Origin of the sequence: Silvania confinis, from assembly GCF_025564085.1 — a bacterium.
In the GTDB taxonomy this organism is placed as follows: domain Bacteria; phylum Pseudomonadota; class Gammaproteobacteria; order Enterobacterales; family Enterobacteriaceae; genus Enterobacter; species Enterobacter confinis.
Map to the genome: position 1 here is coordinate 86,183 of NZ_JAMGZJ010000064.1, position 19,310 is coordinate 105,492.

15 protein-coding genes and 1 riboswitch are annotated in these 19,310 nt (G+C 54.6%); of the genes, 8 read left to right on the forward strand and 7 right to left on the reverse strand.

The window, feature by feature from the left end:
• From fsa to argE, 5 genes are all read right to left on the reverse strand, one after another.
• Positions 1-663 (reverse strand): fructose-6-phosphate aldolase, encoded by a 663-nt coding sequence (fsa, locus tag M8013_RS02610; RefSeq protein ID WP_271266277.1) that lies wholly within the window; start codon positions 661-663, stop codon positions 1-3.
• Between the two features lie 128 nt (positions 664-791).
• Positions 792-1,613, reverse strand: coding sequence for a helix-turn-helix transcriptional regulator (locus M8013_RS02615; RefSeq protein ID WP_271266278.1), 822 nt, complete (start codon positions 1,611-1,613; stop codon positions 792-794).
• 87 nt (positions 1,614-1,700) lie between these two features.
• Positions 1,701-3,434, reverse strand: coding sequence for a phosphoethanolamine transferase CptA (locus tag M8013_RS02620; protein WP_271266279.1), 1,734 nt, complete (start codon positions 3,432-3,434; stop codon positions 1,701-1,703).
• A gap of 206 nt (positions 3,435-3,640) precedes the next feature.
• Positions 3,641-6,292: a phosphoenolpyruvate carboxylase gene (ppc, locus tag M8013_RS02625; protein ID WP_271266280.1), complete on the reverse strand. Its 2,652-nt coding sequence runs from the start codon at positions 6,290-6,292 to the stop codon at positions 3,641-3,643.
• Between the two features lie 247 nt (positions 6,293-6,539).
• On the reverse strand, positions 6,540-7,691 hold the full coding sequence (gene argE / locus M8013_RS02630; RefSeq protein WP_271266281.1) for an acetylornithine deacetylase: 1,152 nt from the start codon (positions 7,689-7,691) through the stop codon (positions 6,540-6,542).
• Between the two features lie 88 nt (positions 7,692-7,779).
• On the opposite strand from argE, the gene argC reads away from it, so the two are divergent.
• From argC to oxyR, 4 genes are all read left to right on the forward strand, one after another.
• Complete coding sequence (argC, locus tag M8013_RS02635; protein ID WP_271266282.1) at positions 7,780-8,784, forward strand: N-acetyl-gamma-glutamyl-phosphate reductase; 1,005 nt, start codon at positions 7,780-7,782, stop codon at positions 8,782-8,784.
• 6 nt (positions 8,785-8,790) lie between these two features.
• Complete coding sequence (argB, locus tag M8013_RS02640; RefSeq protein WP_271266283.1) at positions 8,791-9,567, forward strand: acetylglutamate kinase; 777 nt, start codon at positions 8,791-8,793, stop codon at positions 9,565-9,567.
• A 101-nt stretch (positions 9,568-9,668) separates the two neighbouring features.
• Positions 9,669-11,042 carry an argininosuccinate lyase gene (argH, locus tag M8013_RS02645; protein WP_271266284.1) on the forward strand — a complete coding sequence of 458 codons (1,374 nt, stop codon included), beginning with the start codon at positions 9,669-9,671 and terminating at the stop codon, positions 11,040-11,042.
• A gap of 261 nt (positions 11,043-11,303) precedes the next feature.
• Complete coding sequence (gene oxyR / locus M8013_RS02650; protein WP_271266285.1) at positions 11,304-12,221, forward strand: DNA-binding transcriptional regulator OxyR; 918 nt, start codon at positions 11,304-11,306, stop codon at positions 12,219-12,221.
• On the opposite strand, the gene sthA is transcribed toward oxyR, so the two are convergent.
• A complete protein-coding gene (gene sthA, locus M8013_RS02655; protein WP_271266286.1) occupies positions 12,204-13,604 on the reverse strand; it encodes a Si-specific NAD(P)(+) transhydrogenase in 1,401 nt (466 codons plus the stop codon). The two genes, oxyR and sthA, sit on opposite strands and share 18 nt — an antisense overlap.
• A 196-nt stretch (positions 13,605-13,800) precedes the next feature.
• On the opposite strand from sthA, the gene fabR reads away from it, so the two are divergent.
• Together fabR and M8013_RS02665 are read left to right on the forward strand one after the other, a co-directional pair.
• Positions 13,801-14,439, forward strand: a complete 639-nt coding sequence (gene fabR, locus M8013_RS02660) for an HTH-type transcriptional repressor FabR (RefSeq protein WP_271266287.1) — start codon at positions 13,801-13,803, stop codon at positions 14,437-14,439.
• Between the two features lie 10 nt (positions 14,440-14,449).
• Complete coding sequence (locus M8013_RS02665; protein ID WP_271266288.1) at positions 14,450-14,809, forward strand: YijD family membrane protein; 360 nt, start codon at positions 14,450-14,452, stop codon at positions 14,807-14,809.
• Between the two features lie 45 nt (positions 14,810-14,854).
• Here the strand turns inward: M8013_RS02665 and trmA are convergent, their stop codons facing one another.
• Positions 14,855-15,955: a tRNA (uridine(54)-C5)-methyltransferase TrmA gene (gene trmA, locus M8013_RS02670; RefSeq protein WP_271266289.1), complete on the reverse strand. Its 1,101-nt coding sequence runs from the start codon at positions 15,953-15,955 to the stop codon at positions 14,855-14,857.
• 104 nt (positions 15,956-16,059) lie between these two features.
• Positions 16,060-16,238, forward strand: a riboswitch (cobalamin riboswitch).
• A 66-nt stretch (positions 16,239-16,304) separates the two neighbouring features.
• Here trmA and btuB point away from each other — a divergent pair.
• The gene (gene btuB / locus M8013_RS02675; RefSeq protein WP_271266290.1) at positions 16,305-18,161 is read left to right on the forward strand and encodes a TonB-dependent vitamin B12 receptor BtuB; all 1,857 of its coding nucleotides are present in this window, start codon (positions 16,305-16,307) and stop codon (positions 18,159-18,161) included.
• Positions 18,106-18,987 (forward strand): glutamate racemase, encoded by an 882-nt coding sequence (murI, locus tag M8013_RS02680; RefSeq protein WP_271266291.1) that lies wholly within the window; start codon positions 18,106-18,108, stop codon positions 18,985-18,987. Before btuB ends, murI begins: the two co-directional genes overlap by 56 nt.
• Positions 18,988-19,310: the final 323 nt, after the last annotated feature.

Sequence of the window (19,310 nt, forward strand, 5' to 3'; positions counted from 1 at the left end):
TTAGAGGTTGAGGTTACCAAACGCGTTTTTCCAGTCCTGCTCGAACTTCTCTATGGCTGACTCTACCGCGGGTGTGTTGAGCATTTGTTGCGCTACATCTAAAGGAAGCGTGATGGCTTCACATCCGGCCAGCAGGCAGTCGAGCGCCTGGCGGGGGGTTTTGAAGCTGGCGGCCAACACCATGCTGCCCGGCGCATGCAGCTCCAGCAGGCTTTGCAGCTCCTGCACCGTGCGGATCCCGTCTCCGCCCTGGGCATCAACCCGGTTAACGTACGGGGCGACATATTTCGCACCCGCCAGCGCCGCCAGCAACCCTTGTGCAGCGCTGTACACCGCCGTACCAAGCGTGGTAATGCCTTCTTTTTTAAGCGCTTTAATGGCGATCAGGCCTTGTGCGGTCACCGGGATTTTCACCACGATGCCGGGCAGGGCGTTGCTCAGGCGTTTGGCTTCGGCAGTCATACCCTGCGCCTCCCGGCTCATGGTCTGGGCGAACAGAATGCCGTCCGGACCGATGGCCTGTTGCAGGCGCGGCAGCACTTCCCAGAGGGATTCCCGGCTGGCGGCCACAATGCTCGGATTGGTGGTCACACCGGCGATCGGAAAGATGCGCGCCAGGCGTTCAACTTCCGCCACGTTGGCGGTATCCAGATACAGTTCCATTATTTTTCCTTAAGTCAGCATGTCTGGATTAAGGATACGGCGGGCCTGGTGGCAGGAGAAAGAGGTCAAATTTGCCAAATACTGGACAAATGTAAGGTCCTCAACAAAGTGCGAAGAGGATCACAATGCTAGTTTTTAGTCGTTAACTGGCTGTGATACTGGCGGCGATATTCCGAGGGAGAGCGTTCCGTGTTTTTGCGAAACAGTCGGCAGAAGTAGTTACTGTCAGCAAACCCGCAGTTGTGCGCGATATCTTTTACTTTCAGATCATACCCTTTCAGCAATGCCTTGGCGTGTTCCAGCCGCGTGTGATTGAGGTATTCGTTAAAGCCGACAGCGCCGGTTTTATGGAAAAGATGAGACAGATAATTGGGCGAGATATAAAAGGCCTGCGCCACGGATCCCCGGGTCAGATCCGACGCGAAATGATCGTCGATATAGCAACGTATGGCGTCGAAAAGCGCCTGGCTTCGGGATGCGGTTTGGATTTGGCTGCCCAGTAAATCACAGCAATGGCTGAGCAGGCTGGTAACGACGCATCGTGCGGTTTGTTGTTCCTGAGGCTGCATCTGCAGTTCATTGAGCGTTTGTAGCAGGAAAGAGCCGACCCGCGGTCCGCGGCGCGCCACCTGCTGTTTAGCCAGCGTGTGATACCACGTCCCGTCCCACTGAACAACGCTGAAACTTAACTGCTGTTTGCCAAACACAATGCTGCAGGTGGTGGAAGGCATGTTCTTCTGCGAAACATTCCAGCTGCCAGCCGGTAGATAGAGAACATCGCTGATAGCGGCGTCAGTAAGTTCCCCTTCCAGCACAATCTCCAGACGCGGAAAATCGGCCCGACAGGCCCCGTCCGGGATCGGTCCGATGGTGCTGGCGAAGTCAATCTGGCCCAACGGCAGCGCGCCACTAACAAGACGCGAAAGCAGGTGGCTAACGTCGTAATGCATGTTGTTCCCTTGCCTGATGCAAACAGGGCAACATTAACGTTGATAGAAAAAAAAGGCCACCCTATATCGGATGGCCTTGAGAGGGGATTACTGATTCCCGGTTTGCTCGCCGTACGGCAGGCTATCGTAATCAATCAGTGCATTTTTCTTATACGGATTGCCAATCCAGCGCGTTATCGGAGTGAACTGCGGGCTGGTGATGGAGCGCGTAGGGTCGAAGCCGTCATAGCTTAATCCCGCTAAGTCTGACCAGGTATGGATCAGCTCAGAGCTACTGTACTTGCGGTCGACGTCCTGGGAGAAGTCGCGCGGATGGGCAGCCTGCCACTTCTCAGACGTCCACAGCAGGAACGGAATGGTATACATATGACGCGTAGGGTTGTCTTCATTACGGCCCTGGGTTTTGTGCGGCGGCGTGTCGTACACCTCTTCACCGTGATCGGAGAAGTACAGCAGGAAGCCGTTCGGATCCGTCGCTTGATAATCCTTAATCAGGCTGGCGACTACATGGTCGTTATACCGATTGGCGCTGTCGTAATCGTTGTAAGACTCCTGCTCATCTTTGCTCAGACCCGCCGGTTGGTTATCGGTTTTGCCGTCAAAGACGCCCTGGTTTTCCGGATAGCGGAACTTGTACTTAATATGCGTCCCGAGCAGATGCACGATAATGAACTTTTTCTCTGCCGGATCGGCCATCACTTCTTTAAACGGCGCCAGCACGTTGGTGTCATATTCGCGAGCACTCTGGGTGCGCTGCTGGTTCATATAATATTGCTTGTCAGTCTGCTGAGAGAAGACCGTCAGCATGGTGTTACGCGCCGTCATTGTCTGCTGGTTAGTGATCCAGAAGGTCTTATACCCGGCCTGTTTCATCATGTTCATCAGCGACGGTTTCGTCAGATACACGTCCGGGTTCTTTTCGTTGGCAAAGGTCAGTACCTGCTGCAGGATCTCGATGGTGTAGGGACGCGAGGTCACCACGTTATTGAAAACCGTCAGTTTGGCATCGCTTTTATGCAGGGCATCCAGTTCCGGCGTGGTTTCACGCGGATAACCGTACAGGCTCATACGACCGCGCTGAGTCGACTCGCCAATCACCAGCACCAGCGTGCGCGGTGCATTGCCTGAGCTGTCTTTGAAGTTCGCCAGCGGCGGCAGGGCCGTGTTCTTATCGAGCAGGTTTTTCAGTGATGTTAGCTGCTGACGATACTGATAATACCCGGAGATAAACTGCCACGGGGCCGCAGGTTCCATGCGGGACGCCAGGCCATTAAGCGCTTTTTCGAACGGTCTCTGGTTGACGACAGAGTTCATCACAATCGGATGCAGAATCAGGCCATACAGCAGCGCAAACGACACCAGCCAGCGCCACGGCGACGGGACGTAAACCGGGCGCAGGCGCGTCCACAGGAATATCGCCACCGCCGTATAGACCAATGCGACGAGGATAATCTTGAGGCTGAAGTACTGGCTAAGGTATTCACTGGCTTCGTTCGCATTGGATTCAAACATCACGAACAGCACGCTCTGGGAGAACTCCTGTCCGTAAATCACGAAGTAGTTCAGCGCCGCTAGCGATGCTGCCCACAGGACAACGCCAATCACCGCCGCGATGATGCGGGTCCGGTTTGGAAACAGCAGAACCGGGATCAGCCAGAGCGAGCTGAACAGCAGCGAATCGCGCAAACCGTTGGTGCCGCTATAGCCGCTGACGCAAATGGCGACCTGGAGTAAAGAGGAGAAAAACCAAAAAAAGAGGAGTGCCCATCCCAGGGCTTTCCAGCTAAACGGAGGTTTAGTCTGCGATGTTAAGGATTGCATAGTCATAGCCTGTCTTGAATATAGTCGCCAAACGTAACGACTTAACCTTAAGGGAACCTGAAGCAGAGCGATCTAAGTCACTTTTGCTAATGAGAACCGTTTAAGAGAACTAAAGAGAGGCGGAAATATATTGAATTCGAATCATTTATGACAGGAATATTTCATCTTCCCCTCGCACAGGCGTGCGAGGGGAAGATGAATAGCGATTAGCCGGTGTTACGCATGCCTGCCGCAACGCCCGCAATGGTCACCATCAGCGCTTGTTCAACGCGGGGATCCGGCTCCAGGCCTTCTTCTTCCGCTTTACGCGAACGGTGCAGTAGCTCGGCCTGCAGGACGTTCAGCGGATCGGTGTATATGTTACGCAACTGAATAGACTCGGCAATCCACGGCAGGTCGGCCATCAGATGGGAGTCATTGGCGATGTCCAGCACCACCTTGATGTCGCCTTCCAGCAGCTCACGCAGCTCGGTACCCAGCGTCCACAGCTCCGGTTTCACCAGACGCTGATCGTAGTATTCTGCCAGCCACAAATCGACTTTCGAGAACACCATCTCCAGCATGCCCAGACGGGTGGAGAAGAATGGCCAGTCGCGACACATGGTTTCAAGTTCGTTCTGCTTCCCGTCGTCCACCACTTTTTGCAGCGCAGCACCGGCACCCAACCAGGCCGGCAGCATCAGGCGGTTTTGCGTCCAGGCGAAGATCCACGGAATGGCGCGTAGGGACTCGACGCCGCCGGTCGGACGACGTTTTGCCGGACGCGAACCGAGCGGCAGTTTGCCCAGTTCCTGCTCTGGCGTGGCCGAGCGGAAGTAAGGCACGAAGTCTTTGTTTTCGCGCACATAGCCGCGATACATATCGCAGGAGATATCCGACAGTTCATCCATGATGTGGCGCCAGGCGTCTTTTGGCTCCGGCGGTGGCAGCAGGTTCGCTTCCAGAATCGCGCTGGTGTAAAGCGACAGGCTGCTGATGGTCACTTCTGGCAGACCGTACTTGAAGCGGATCATCTCACCTTGTTCGGTGACGCGCAGGCCGCCTTTCAGGCTACCCGGCGGCTGCGAGAGCAGCGCTGCGTGGGCAGGTGCGCCGCCGCGACCGATAGAGCCGCCGCGACCGTGGAACAGGGTCAGTTCGATACCCGCTTTTTCACAGGTTTTGATCAGCGCGTCCTGAGCCTGATACTGCGCCCAGGAGGCGGCCATCACGCCCGCGTCTTTTGCGGAGTCGGAATAGCCAATCATGACCATTTGTTTGCCCTGAATAAAGCCGCGATACCAGTCGATGTTCAGCAGCTGGGTCATCACGTCGTTCGCGTTATTCAGGTCGTCGAGGGTTTCAAACAGTGGCGCAACCGGCAGGGCGAAGGTGATCCCGGCTTCTTTCAGCAGCAGATGAACCGCCAGCACGTCGGACGGCGTTTTGGCCATCGAGATCACGTAGGCCGCCACCGATCCTCTTGGTGCATCGACGATCGCTTTGCAGGTATTGAGCACTTCGCGGGTTTCTTCGCTCGGTTCCCAGCTGCGCGGCAGGAGTGGACGTTTGGAGTTCAGCTCGCGGATCAGGAAAGCCTGTTTGTCGGCTTCTGACCAGCTTTCGTAGTCGCCAATGCCGAGGTAGCGGGTCAGCTCGCCCAGTGCTTCGGTGTGGCGGGTGCTTTCCTGGCGCACGTCGATACGCACCAGTGGGACGCCGAAACACTTCACGCGGCGCAGGGTGTCGAGCAGTTCGCCGTTAGCGATAATGCCCATGCCGCACGCCTGCAAGGATTGATAGCAAGCGTACAGTGGATCCCACAGCTGTTCGTTCTGGCTCAACAGGCCTGCTGGTTTTGGCAGACGCTGACCCTTAAGGCGCGCTTCCAGCCAGGTCTGGGTGGCCAGCAGCTGGCCGCGCAGGTTTTTGAGCAGGAAACGGTATGGTTCGGTTGCACCTTCTTCACCCACCAGCTCAAGCAGCTCTGGGGTGGCGTCGACCATTGACAGTTCAGAAATCAAAATCTGAATGTCTTTCAGGAACAGGTCGGTGGCTTTCCAGCGGCTTAGCAGCAGGACGTGGCGCGTGATATCTGCGGTGACGTTCGGATTGCCGTCACGGTCGCCGCCCATCCACGAGGTGAAACGCACCGGAACAAAATCGACCGGCAGGCGATAGCCAAGGTTCTCTTCCAGCTGTTCATTCAGCTCGCGCAGGTAGTTAGGCACCCCTTCCCACAGGCTGTTTTCCACCACCGCAAAGCCCCATTTAGCTTCGTCAACCGGGCTTGGGCGATGTTTACGGATTTCATCGGTATGCCATGACTGGGCAATCAGCTGGCGCAGGCGGCGCATCAGCTGGTTACGTTCGTAGTCAGCAATCTCTTTGTTATCAAGCTGCTTCAGGCAGTTATTCACTTCACCCATTTTGTGGATCAGGGTGCGGCGGGTAATTTCTGTCGGGTGGGCGGTAAGTACCAGCTCCAGCGAGAGCGATTCCACCGCTTTTTTAATGGTCGCTTCGTTGAGATCGGACTGGTCTTTCAGTTTTCTGAGCGTCTGGGCAATCACTTCCGGGTTGCTGGCGCCTTCACCTTTTGGCGAAATGCTGTGGTACTGCTCGGCGGTATTCGCAAGATTCAGAAACTGGCTAAAAGCACGGGCAACCGGCAGCAGTTCGTCGTTAGAGAGGTTCTGCAAAGTGGTGAGCAGCTCCTGACGATTAGCTTCGTTACCGGCACGGGAAGATTTGGACAGCTTACGGATTGTTTCAACGCGATCGAGAATGTTCTCTCCCAACGCATCCTTAATGGTATCTCCCAGCACTTTGCCGAGCATACTGACATTACTACGCAACGCGGAATATTGTTCGTTCATAAAAACCCAATCACCCCATCATTTTTGTTTATGCCCATTCGGAAATCTTTTGGACATTATTTTGTCATCTCCCTTTATAAAGCCACGTAAAACCCCCGTCGTCAATTGCTGCGAAAACGGTTCAGCAAACGAATAAATGCGGGTAATTTACGAAATTTAATTCGCTTCGTGTCAGATAAGAGATGCTTATGGGAATGTGATGGGGATCGCGAGATTTTCCTCCTCTCCGCAGAGAGGAGGGCAGACGTTAATGCCAGCAGAAGTGATGCACAACCTGGGAAATTAACTCGCGCGTCGGCTTAATAAAGCGGGTTTCCAGGTATTCATCCGGCTGGTGAGCCTGGTTGATGGAGCCCGGACCCAGTACCAGCGTCGGGCACAGCGTCTGGATAAACGGCGCTTCGGTACAATAGTTCACCACGTCTGTTTTCTCGCCGAGCAGTTTTTCGACCACTTCCACCAACTGGTGATCCGGTGGGCATTCGTAGCCTGGGATCGGTGGGTGCAGGTCGGTCACTGTCAAACGGCCCGGCCAGCGTTCGCTAACCGGCGCGAGCGCTTCGGTCAGTAAGCCATTCAGGTCGCTCAGGGTCATGCCCGGCAGCGGGCGAATATCCATATGCAGTTCACAGCAGGCGCAAATGCGGTTCGAGGCATCACCGCCGTGCAGGCTCCCAAGGTTTAACGTCGGGTACGGCACGGTGAACGAATCGTGGTGATAACGTTCTTTCAGCGAGTCGCGCAGCTGCATGATATGGCCGATGGCATCGTGCATCAGCTCAATGGCGTTCACGCCACGGGCCGGATCGCTGGAGTGGCCGGACTGGCCCAGCACGCGCACTGCCGTCGAGATATGGCCTTTATGGGCACGAATCGGTTGCAGCGACGTCGGTTCACCGATGATCGCGCAGTCCGGGCGAATCGCCGTGTTTTCAGAGAAATAGCGTGCGCCCGCCATGCTGGTTTCTTCGTCAGCGGTGGCCAGAAGGTAGAGCGGTTTTTTCAGCGTTTTCACGTCGACGTCACGCAGCGCGTCGAGAATAAAGGCGAAGAAGCCTTTCATGTCGGCGGTGCCCAGTCCGTACAGCTTGTTGTCATGTTCGGTCAGGGTGAACGGATCGCGGGTCCAGCGACCGTCGTCAAAGGGTACGGTATCGGTATGCCCGGCTAACAGCAGGCCGCCGGCACCCTCGCCGGTACTGGCGAGCAGGTTGAATTTATTACGGGTTCCAGGAACAGATTGAACCTCCACCTTAAAGCCGAGATCGCTGAACCAACCTGCCAGCAGATTGATTAAAGTCTCATTACTCTGATCCAGCGCTTCTTCCGTTGCACTGATCGACGGAGTGGCAATCAGGGCGCGGTAAATCTCGATAAATGGCGGTAAATTCATTTTCATTGTTGACATACCTTAGGTCGTGATAGTATCAATATTCATGCAATAAATGTGAATAAAAATACACTAACGTTGAGCATAAAGGAACCCGATGTTGAATACGCTGATTGTAGGCGCTAGCGGTTATGCGGGCGCAGAGCTTGTAAGCTACGTGAATCGCCATCCACATATGACCATAACCGCTTTGACTGTCTCAGCGCAAAGCAATGATGCAGGAAAGTTAATTTCCGATTTACATCCGCAGCTTAAAGGTGTTGTGGATCTGCCATTGCAGCCAATGTCGGATATCAGCGAGTTTACCGACGGCGTGGACGTGGTCTTTTTAGCCACCGCTCACGAAGTCAGCCACGACCTGGCACCGCAGTTCCTGGCGGCCGGTTGCGTGGTCTTCGATCTCTCCGGCGCGTTCCGCGTGAACGATGCCGCCTTCTATGAAAAATACTATGGCTTTACCCATCAGCACCCCGATCTGCTTGATAAAGCAGTGTATGGACTGGCGGAGTGGAGCGCCGATAAGCTGAAAGACGCGGATCTGGTTGCCGTACCGGGTTGTTATCCAACGGCGGCGCAGCTCTCCCTTAAGCCGCTGATCGACGCGGGCCTGCTGGATCTGAATCAGTGGCCGGTGATCAACGCCACCAGCGGCGTGAGTGGAGCAGGGCGCAAGGCGGCTATTGCCAACAGCTTCTGCGAAGTCAGCCTGCAGCCGTATGGCGTGTTCAACCATCGTCATCACCCGGAAATCACCACGCATCTGGGCGCGGAGGTGATTTTCACCCCGCATCTGGGCAGCTTCCCGCGTGGGATCCTTGAGACCATTACCTGCCGCCTGAAGCCTGGCGTGACCCAAGATCAGGTGGCTGACGTGTTTACTCAGGCCTATGCCAGCAAACCGCTGGTGCGTCTGTACGACAAAGGTCTTCCGGCGCTGAAAAACGTGGTCGGTCTGCCGTTCTGCGATATCGGTTTTGCCGTGCAGGGCGAACATCTGATTGTCGTGGCAGCTGAGGATAACCTGCTTAAAGGTGCAGCCGCCCAGGCAATGCAGTGCGCAAATATTCGTTTTGGCTACGCTGAAACCCAGTCTCTTATTTAAGGTGTGATGATGAATCCATTAATTATCAAACTCGGTGGCGTATTGCTGGACAGCGAAGAAGCGCTGGAGCGCCTGTTTACCGCGCTGGATAGCTATCGCGCCGCGCATCAACGTCCGCTGGTGATTGTGCACGGCGGCGGCTGCGTGGTGGATGAGCTGATGAAAGGCTTAAACCTGCCGGTGAAAAAGAAAAATGGCCTGCGTGTGACGCCTGCCGATCAGATTGACATTATTACCGGCGCGCTGGCGGGTACCGCGAACAAAACCCTGCTGGCGTGGGCGAAGAAGCATGGTATCGCCTCCGTTGGTCTGTATCTGGGTGATGGCGACAGCGTTAAAGTGACCCAGCTCGACGAAGAGCTTGGCCATGTTGGTCTGGCAAAGCCAGGTTCGCCTAAGCTGATTAACACCCTGCTGGAAGGCGGTTTCCTGCCAGTCGTGAGCTCTATCGGTGTCACCGAAGAAGGGCTGTTGATGAACGTTAACGCTGACCAGGCGGCGACCGCTCTGGCAGCGACGCTGGGCGCGGACCTGATCCTGCTCTCTGACGTGAGCGGCATCCTGGACGGTAAAGGCCAGCGCATCGCAGAAATGACCGCCGAGAAAGCAGAGCAACTGATCGCCCAGGGCATTATTACCGACGGGATGATCGTCAAAGTGAACGCGGCGCTGGATGCTGCCCGCACGCTTGGCCGTCCGGTGGATATCGCCTCCTGGCGTCACGCCGAGCAACTGCCAGCGCTGTTTAACGGCACGCCGATTGGCACGCGTATTCTGGCTTAAGATTTAATGCCCGGCGGCGCTTTGCTTGCCGGGCCTACAAGACCGTAGGCCGGGTAAGCGTAGCGTCACCCGGCGGAACTAACGAATAAAGGAAGCATGTTATGGCACTTTGGGGTGGGCGTTTTACACAGGCAGCAGATCAGCGGTTCAAACAGTTCAACGACTCTTTGCGCTTCGACTATCGCCTGGCCGAACAGGATATCGTCGGCTCTGTGGCCTGGTCCAAAGCGCTGGTGACCGTGGGCGTACTGACCGCAGACGAACAGCTGCAGCTGGAAGAGGCGCTGAATAATCTGCTGGAAGAGGTGCGACTGAATCCGCAGCAAATCCTCGAAAGTGATGCCGAAGATATTCACAGCTGGGTAGAAGGCAAACTGATCGACAAAGTGGGTCAGTTGGGTAAAAAGCTGCACACCGGCCGTAGCCGTAACGACCAGGTCGCCACCGATTTGAAGCTGTGGTGTAAAGACACCGTGGTGGAACTGCTGGCCGCTAACCGTCAGCTGCAAAGTGCGCTGGTGGAAACTGCACAGAACAACCAGGACGCGGTGATGCCGGGTTATACCCACCTGCAGCGCGCACAGCCGGTCACCTTTGCTCACTGGGCGCTGGCCTACGTTGAGATGCTGGCGCGTGATGAAAGCCGTCTGCAGGATACCTTAAAACGTCTGGACGTCAGCCCACTGGGCAGCGGCGCGCTGGCGGGTACTGCGTATGAAATCGACCGCGAGCAGCTGGCAGGCTGGTTGGGCTTTGCCTCGGCGACCCGCAACAGTCTGGATAGCGTCTCCGATCGCGACCACGTACTGGAACTGCTCTCTAACGCCTCGATCGGCATGGTGCATCTGTCGCGCTTTGCCGAAGACCTGATTTTCTTCAACTCGGGTGAAGCCGGTTTTGTTGAACTGTCCGATCGTGTGACGTCGGGTTCTTCCCTGATGCCGCAGAAGAAAAACCCGGATGCGCTCGAGCTTATCCGCGGTAAATGCGGCCGCGTGCAGGGTGCACTCACCGGCATGATGATGACCCTGAAAGGCCTGCCGTTGGCGTACAACAAAGATATGCAGGAAGATAAAGAAGGGCTGTTCGACGCGCTCGACACCTGGCTCGATTGTCTGCATATGGGCGCGCTGGTGCTGGACGGCATTCAGGTGAAACGTCCACGCTGTCAGGAAGCGGCGCAGCAGGGTTATGCGAACTCAACCGAACTGGCGGACTATCTGGTCGCGAAAGGCGTACCGTTCCGTGAAGCACACCATATTGTGGGTGAGGCGGTGGTCGAAGCGATTCGTCAGGGCAAACCGTTGGAGGATCTCACCCTTGCTGATCTGCAAAAATTTAGCGCGGTGATTGGCGATGACGTCTATCCGATTTTGTCGCTGCAATCCTGTCTGGATAAACGTGCGGCAAAAGGTGGCGTGTCACCTAAGCAGGTCGCGCAGGCGATTGCGGATGCGAAAAACCGGTTAGTTTAGGATTTCTGCGGGCTAATGCCCTCTCCCACGGGAGAGGGAGCAAAAACAAAAAAAAGCGGACCACGGGGTCCGCAAAAGTTCACGTTGGCTTTAGTTGTTTGAGTTTGAGAGAAACTCTTCTGACTCAGCAGGAACTACAAGGGTCAAACAATCCCCGCTTCGTCTATGTGGTGCATTATTCAACAGAATGCTTGATAGGGATAATCGTTCATTGCTATGCTATCTATCGCCATGAACTATCATGGCGACGGAGGATGAATAATGAATATTCGTGATCTTGAATACCTGGTCGCACTTGCAGAGCATCGTCATTTTCGCCGCGCGGCAGATTCCTGCCACGTTAGCCAGCCTACGCTGAGCGGTCAGATCCGCAAACTGGAGGATGAGCTGGGCGTGATGTTGCTGGAGCGCACCAGTCGTAAAGTGCTGTTCACCCAGGCCGGTTTGCTGCTGGTGGATCAGGCGCGCACCGTGCTGCGCGAGGTCAAAGTGCTCAAGGAAATGGCAAGCCAGCAGGGGGAAACCATGTCCGGCCCGCTGCATATCGGCCTGATCCCTACCGTTGGCCCGTATCTGTTGCCGCACATTATCCCGATGCTGCACCAGACCTTCCCGAAACTCGAAATGTACCTGCACGAAGCGCAAACCCATCAGCTGCTGGCGCAGTTGGATAGCGGCAAGCTCGACTGCGTGATCCTGGCGCTGGTGAAAGAGAGTGAAGCCTTTATCGAAGTGCCGCTGTTCGATGAGCCGATGATGCTGGCAATCTATGAAGATCACCCGTGGGCAAACCGCGATCGCGTGCCGATGTCCGATCTGGCGGGTGAAAAACTGCTGATGCTGGAAGATGGCCATTGCCTTCGCGATCAGGCGATGGGATTTTGCTTTGAAGCGGGTGCTGATGAAGATACGCACTTCCGCGCAACCAGTCTCGAAACGCTGCGTAATATGGTGGCGGCGGGAAGTGGTATCACATTGCTGCCAGCACTGGCGGTGCCAAAAGAGCGTAGGCGCGATGGCGTGGTCTATGTGCCGTGCATTAAACCTGAGCCTCGTCGTACGGTTGGTCTGGTATATCGTCCAGGTTCACCGCTGCGCAGCCGCTATGAGCAGCTGGCAGAGGCCATCCGCAGTTCGATGGATGGCCATTTCGACAGCGCGTTAAAACAGGCGGTTTAAGCCGTTGAGTGCTGCTACCCGATAGGCTTCTGCCATGGTCGGGTAGTTAAAGGTGGTGTTAACGAAGTACTCGATAGTGTTACCGCCACCTTTTTGCTCCATGATCGCCTGGCCGATATGAATGATTTCCGCCGCGCGTTCACCGAAGCAGTGAATGCCGAGGATTTCTTTCGTCTCGCGATGGAACAATATCTTCAGCGTGCCTACGCTCATTCCCACGATTTGCGCCCTCGCCAGGTGTTTAAACTGCGCACGACCCACCTCATACGGCACTTTCATTGACGTCAGTTGCTGTTCGGTTTTCCCCACTGAGCTGATTTCCGGAATGGTGTAAATACCGGTCGGAATGTCCTCAATCAGATGGGCAGTCGCTTCACCTTTTACCAGCGCCTGTGCAGCAATGCGGCCCTGATCGTAGGCAGCAGAAGCCAGACTCGGATAGCCAATCACATCGCCCACGGCGTAAATATGCGGCAGGGCCGTCTGGTACATGCTGTTGACCTTCAGCTGGCCGCGGCTGTCGGTGGTCAAACCGATGTTTTCCAGCGCCAGTGAATCGGTGTTACCGGTTCGACCGTTGGCGTATAGCAGGCAGTCAGCTTTTAGCTTCTTACCGGACTTCAGGTGCATGATCACACCGTCATCGCAGGCTTCGATTTTCTCGTACTCTTCGTTGTGGCGAATGACCACGCCGCTGTTCCAGAAATGGTACGAGAGCGAATCGGACATCTCCTGATCGAGAAACGCCAGCAGACGATCGCGGGTGTTAATCAAATCAACTTTGACCTCCATCCCACGGAAAATTGACGCGTATTCACAGCCAATGACGCCGGCACCGTAAATCAGTACATGACGTGGCTCGTGATGCAGGCTCAGGATCGAGTCGCTGTCGTAAACGCGCGGATGGGTAAAGTCGACATCATCCGGATGATACGGACGTGACCCGCAGGCGATAACAAATTTCTCGGCGGTAATCGTTTCGACGGAACCGTCGTGGCACTTCAGCGCCAGCGTGTGCTCGTCAACGAAGTGCGCATCGCCCTGCAGAATCTCGCAGTGGTTGCGCTCGTAAAATCCCTGACGCATCCGCGTTTGCTGATTAATGACGGTATCGGCATGATTGAGGATATCAGCAAAGGAAGAACGAAGAAGTCGGGAGTGGTCGCTGTAAAGAGGGTTCTGGTTAAATTCGATAATGCGGCTGACGGCGTGGCGGAGGGCTTTTGAAGGGATGGTGCCCCAATGGGTGCAACCGCCGCCAACATTATGGTAGCGCTCAATGACGGCTACTCTCGCTCCCTGCTTCACCAGACCCATAGCAGCGCCTTCGCCGCCGGGGCCGGAACCAATAACTATTGCGTCGTAATCGTAGGAATGTGACATGGCAAGGCTTACCTGTTCTTATACATAAAAGCAACAGAATAGTAACATCATTGCCGGGATAACCCAATTATCGTTGTGCTCTTTTCGCGTGGTGAAGCACAAACAACATGTAAACCGTCATTCTCAAAGCCTGGTAAACAGATTAAATTTATTCTCTGGTATAGTGCCAGCGGGCCTTTGGAAGGATTCAACTATCGTGATGGGCGTAAGAGCACAACAAAAAGAGAAAACCCGGCGTTCGCTGGTGGAAGCGGCATTCAGTCAACTGAGTGCTGAGCGAAGTTTTGCCAGTCTGAGCCTGCGCGAAGTCGCACGCGAAGCCGGGATTGCGCCTACCTCCTTCTACCGTCACTTCCGTGATGTAGATGAACTGGGTCTGACCATGGTGGATGAAAGCGGTCTGATGTTGCGCCAGCTAATGCGTCAGGCGCGCCAGCGGATCGCCAAAGGAGGAAGCGTGATCCGCACCTCTGTTTCCACTTTTATGGAGTTTATCGGCAATAATCCCAACGCATTTCGTTTATTGTTGCGTGAGCGTTCGGGAACATCGGCAGCTTTTCGTGCCGCCGTGGCGCGTGAGATTCAGCACTTCATTGCGGAACTTGCTGACTATCTTGAACTCGAAAACCACATGCCGCGCGCCTTCACTGAAGCGCAGGCCGAGGCGATGGTGACAATTGTCTTCAGTGCGGGCGCCGAAGCACTGGATGTGAGCGTTGAGCAACGCAAGCAACTCGAAGAGCGACTGGTATTGCAACTGCGGATGATCTCCAAGGGCGCGTATTACTGGTATCGCCGTGAACAAGAGAAAATGGCGCATCAATCCGATGAGTGAAAGGTGAGTAATGAAACAGACAGGACAGGATAAAGGAACATTGTTGCTGGCATTGATCGCTGGCTTATCCATTAACGGGACCTTTGCAGCTGTATTCAGCTCCATTGTGCCGTTTTCAGTTTTCCCGATGATTGCGCTGGTACTGACGGTGTACTGCCTGCATCAGCGTTATCTGAATCGCACCATGCCAGTGGGTTTACCGGCACTGTCAGCAGCCTTCTTTGTACTGGGTGTTCTGCTGTACAGCACCGTGGTACGCGCTGAGTACCCGGATATGGGCTCTAACTTCTTCCCTGCGGTACTGTCTGTCATTCTGGTGTTCTGGATTGGCTTTAAGATGCGTGACCGTAAGCACCAACTGCCAGAATAAGGTTTTGTAGGCCGGATAAGCGAAGCGCCATCCGGCAACCGAAATTTATCGAGCCGTCAGTAACACGCCGCACTCCATATGGTGCGTGTACGGGAACTGATCGAACAACGCCAGACGTTCAACCTTGTGCGTCTGGCTTAATGTTTCCAGGTTCTTGCATAAGGTTTCTGGGTTGCAGGAGATATACAGAATACGCGGGTACGCCTGCACCATCTTCTCGGTTTCGCTGTCCAGCCCGCTGCGCGGGGGATCCACGAAAATCGTTTCACACTGATAGCTCTTCAAATCAATACCCTGAAGACGGTTAAAGTCCCGCACGCCGTTCATTGCCTGGGTGAATTCTTCCGCCGACATCCGAATAATCTGCACATTATCAATATGGTTCGCAGCGATGTTGTATTGCGCGGCCGCAACCGACGGTTTGGCAATTTCGGTTGCCAGTACGCGTTCAAAGTTACGCGCCAGCGCCAGCGAGAAGTTACCGTTACCGCAATACAGTTCAAGCAGATCGCCCGTTGCGCCTTCGGTCGCGTTTAGCGCCCACTCCAGCATTTGCACGTTCATCGCCGCATTCGGCTGAGTAAAGCTGTTCTCAACCTGGCGATAAATCATCTCTCTACCTCCAACCGGCAGGCGCTCATCGACGAAATCCTGATCCAGGGCGATTTTGGTTTTTGTCGCGCGGCCAATCAGGTGCACGTTGATGTTCTGCGCACGCAGTGTATCGCGAAGAGCTTCTGCCGCCTGGCGCCACTCATCATTCAACGCTTTATGATACAGCAGCGAGACGATGGCCTGATTGCTTTGGGTGGTCAGGTAGTCAATCTGGAAAAGCTTATGGCGCAACAGTGGATTATCGCGCACGCCATCCATCATCAACGTCATTAACTGGTTAATCAGCTCGCTGGCGGCCGGGAAGGTATCCACACGGATACGGCTCTTCGTCTGCTGATCGAAAATGATGTGATACAGGTCGTCGCCGTCGTGCCAGATTCGGAACTCGGCGCGCATACGATAGTGGCTGACCGGTGAGCGGAACACCTCAGGCGCAGGCGCAGCAAAAGGCGTCATCATGCTTTGCAGGCGAATGACTTTCTCTGCCAGTTGCGCGTCGTACTGTTCTGTCGGGAGGTGTTCGGGGGTCATGATGCTTCCTGATTGATGATGAATTACGCCGGGATTGTAGGGATTGTGCAGGGGATGTCCAGCCTTAATGGTTAACAGCAGTCTGGACATCTATACGTGTCTAATTGTAGCATTATGTTTCCGGTCTCTTAGGAGTGAATAGGGAATCCAGTGTAAATCTGGAGCTGACGCGCAGCGGTAAAGACTGGCGGGATGAGAGTTGTAGACACTGCTGACAAAGCGGGAAGTCTTCATCCACAAAACGCCACCTAGCCCGAAGACCTGCCGGGATCACGTCGCATTTGGTGTCATCATCGCGTGCTATAGATGAGGCCTGCGGCATCCTTCTTATATTGTGGATGCTTTAACAATGATTAAAAAAGTTTCGCTGATGACGGCGCTTTCCGTCACGGCATTTTCGGGCTGGGCGCAGGATGGCGCAGACTCGATGGTGGTGACTGCAAACCGCGTAGAACAACCTGCTAATACCGTTCTGGCACCGAACTCCGTGGTGACCCGGGAAGATATCGAACGCTGGCAGGCAAAAAGCGTTGTTGAGGTGATGTCTCGCTTACCGGGCGTTGATATTGCACAAAGCGGTGGAATGGGCGCTAACTCCTCTACCTTTATTCGTGGCACCGAATCCCGCCATGTTCTGGTATTGATTGACGGTATTCCGCTGAATAACGCTGGCATCAGCAATTCCCCGGATCTCAGCCAAATCCCTGTTTCGCTCATTCAGCGTATCGAATACATCCGCGGCCCACGTTCGGCCCTGTATGGTTCTGATGCGATTGGCGGCGTCATTAACATCATTACCGGTCGCGACAAGCCGGGTGCTGAGATTTCAGCAGGCGTCGGTTCTAAGGGCTACCAAACCTATGACGGCTCTTTCCAGCAGGTACTCGATAAAACCAAAATCACGATGGGCGGTAACTATACTTACACGCGCGGTTTTGATATCGATGCCCAGGACGCCCCACGTCAGCCTGACCGCGATGGGTTTATGAGCAAATCGCTGTTTGGTTCCATCGAACAGCAGATCACCGACAACCTGAGCGGTTTCGTGCGGGGCTTTGGTTACGACAACCGCACCGACTATGACGGCTATGACCATTATGATAACGCCACCTTTATGGTCGATGGCACGCCAGATACGCGCCAACTGTACAGCCAGAACTGGGATACCGGCCTGCGCTTTAATCAGGGTATCTATCAGTCACAGCTGGTGGCTGGATATGGTCGCAGCAAAGACCTGAACTATGATCCTGCAAAAGGTCGCTATGCGTCGTCTGCCACCATGGATGATGTGAAGCAGTACACCGCCCAGTGGCTGAACACCGTCACGGTGGGTCATGGCAATATCGGTGCGGGTCTGGACTGGCAGAAGCAAAAAACGCAGGCAGGGACAGGCTATCTGGAAAACGGCTACGATCAGCGCAATACCGGTGTGTTCCTTTCTGCTATGCAGCAGTTCGATAGCGTCACGCTGGAAGCCGCCGCGCGTAATGACGATAACTCAAACTTCGGTAACCACAACACCTGGCAAACCAGCGCCGGATGGGAGTTTATCGATGGTTATCGCATTATCGGTTCCTACGGTACGGCGTATAAAGCACCCACCATGAGCCAGATCCACAGTGCGACCTATGGCAACCCGGATCTGAAACCGGAAGAGAGCAAACAGTGGGAAGGCGGTTTCGAGGGGCTGACGGGTCCGGTGAACTGGCGTGTATCAGGATATCGCAACGATATCGACAACCTGATCAGCAGTGACCCGCGCACCTTCCGCTACTACAACGTCGATAAAGCGCGCATCAAAGGCATCGAAGCGACGGCACAGTTCGATACCGGCCCGGTAGGTCATCAGATTTCCTATGATTATGTGGATCCACGTAATGCCAAAACCAACGAAGTGCTTGCCCGTCGTTCGAAGCAGCAGGTGAAATACCAGCTGGATATGCAGGTGTGGGACCTCGACTGGAACCTGGCGTATCGTTACCTGGGAACACGTTATGACGTTGCGTACGATCCGAATACCTTCACTTCCGAGCGAATGAAACTGGGCGGCGTAAGTTTGTGGGATCTCGCAGTTTCGTATCCTGTCACCTCACATCTTGTAGTTCGTGGTAAAATAGCCAACCTGTTCGATAAAGATTACGAGACAGTTTATGGCTACCAAACTGCAGGACGGGAATACACCTTGTCTGGCAGCTACACCTTCTGATCCGCGTCCCACCGTGCTGGTGTTTGACTCCGGCGTCGGTGGGCTTTCGGTCTATGATGAGATTCGGCATCTCCTGCCGGATCTTCATTACATCTATGCTTTCGACAACGTCGCTTTTCCTTATGGGGAAAAGAGCGAGGCGTTTATTGTCGAGCGCGTCCTCGAGATCGTTACGGCCGTGCAGCAGCGTTATCCCCTGGCACTGGCGGTGATTGCCTGCAATACGGCAAGTACAGTTTCCCTCCCTGCACTACGCGAAAAATTCCCGTTCCCGGTTGTTGGTGTGGTACCGGCGATTAAACCTGCTGCGCGGCTTACGGCAAACGGCGTGGTGGGATTGCTGGCGACACGCGGTACGGTTAAGCGTCCTTATACACGTGAGTTGATTGAGCGCTTCGCCAATGAATGCAAGATTGCCATGTTAGGGTCTGCTGAGTTGGTTGAGATGGCCGAAGCGAAGCTGCATGGCCAACAGGTGTCGCTGGAAGAGTTACGCCGCATTTTGCGCCCGTGGCTATTAATGAATGAACCGCCTGACACGGTGGTGTTAGGTTGCACTCACTTTCCTCTATTGCAGGAAGAGCTGCTTGCGGTCCTGCCGGAAGGAACCCGTCTGGTGGATTCGGGAGCTGCAATTGCTCGTCGTACGGCATGGCTGCTTGAGCATGAAGCGCCAGATGCAAAATCGGCTGATGCGAATATCGCGTATTGCATGGCGTTAACGGCAGAAACTGAGCAACTTTTGCCCGTTTTACTGCGTTATGGCTTCGAAACGCTCGAAAAACTCGCAGTGGACCACGGTTTTGAGCAAAAAAGAGACGGTTGAATGTTTTTTTTAATTTTCCTCTTGTCACCGTCAGAGAACTCCCTATAATGCGCCTCCACTGACACGGAACAACGGATTACAAACCGCCGTGGCAGCAGGGGTTCAGCGATGAACGCCGACAGAGAAAAGCGAAAATAAACGCTTGACTCTGAATGAGGAAAACGTATTATACGGGACCTCGCAACGGTGAGCGAAAGCCGCGTTGCACTGCTCTTTAACAATTTATCAGACAATCTGTGTGGGCACTCAAAGTGACATGGATTCTAAACGTCGCAAGACGCTAAATGAATACCAAAGTCTCTGAGTGAACATACGTAATTCAT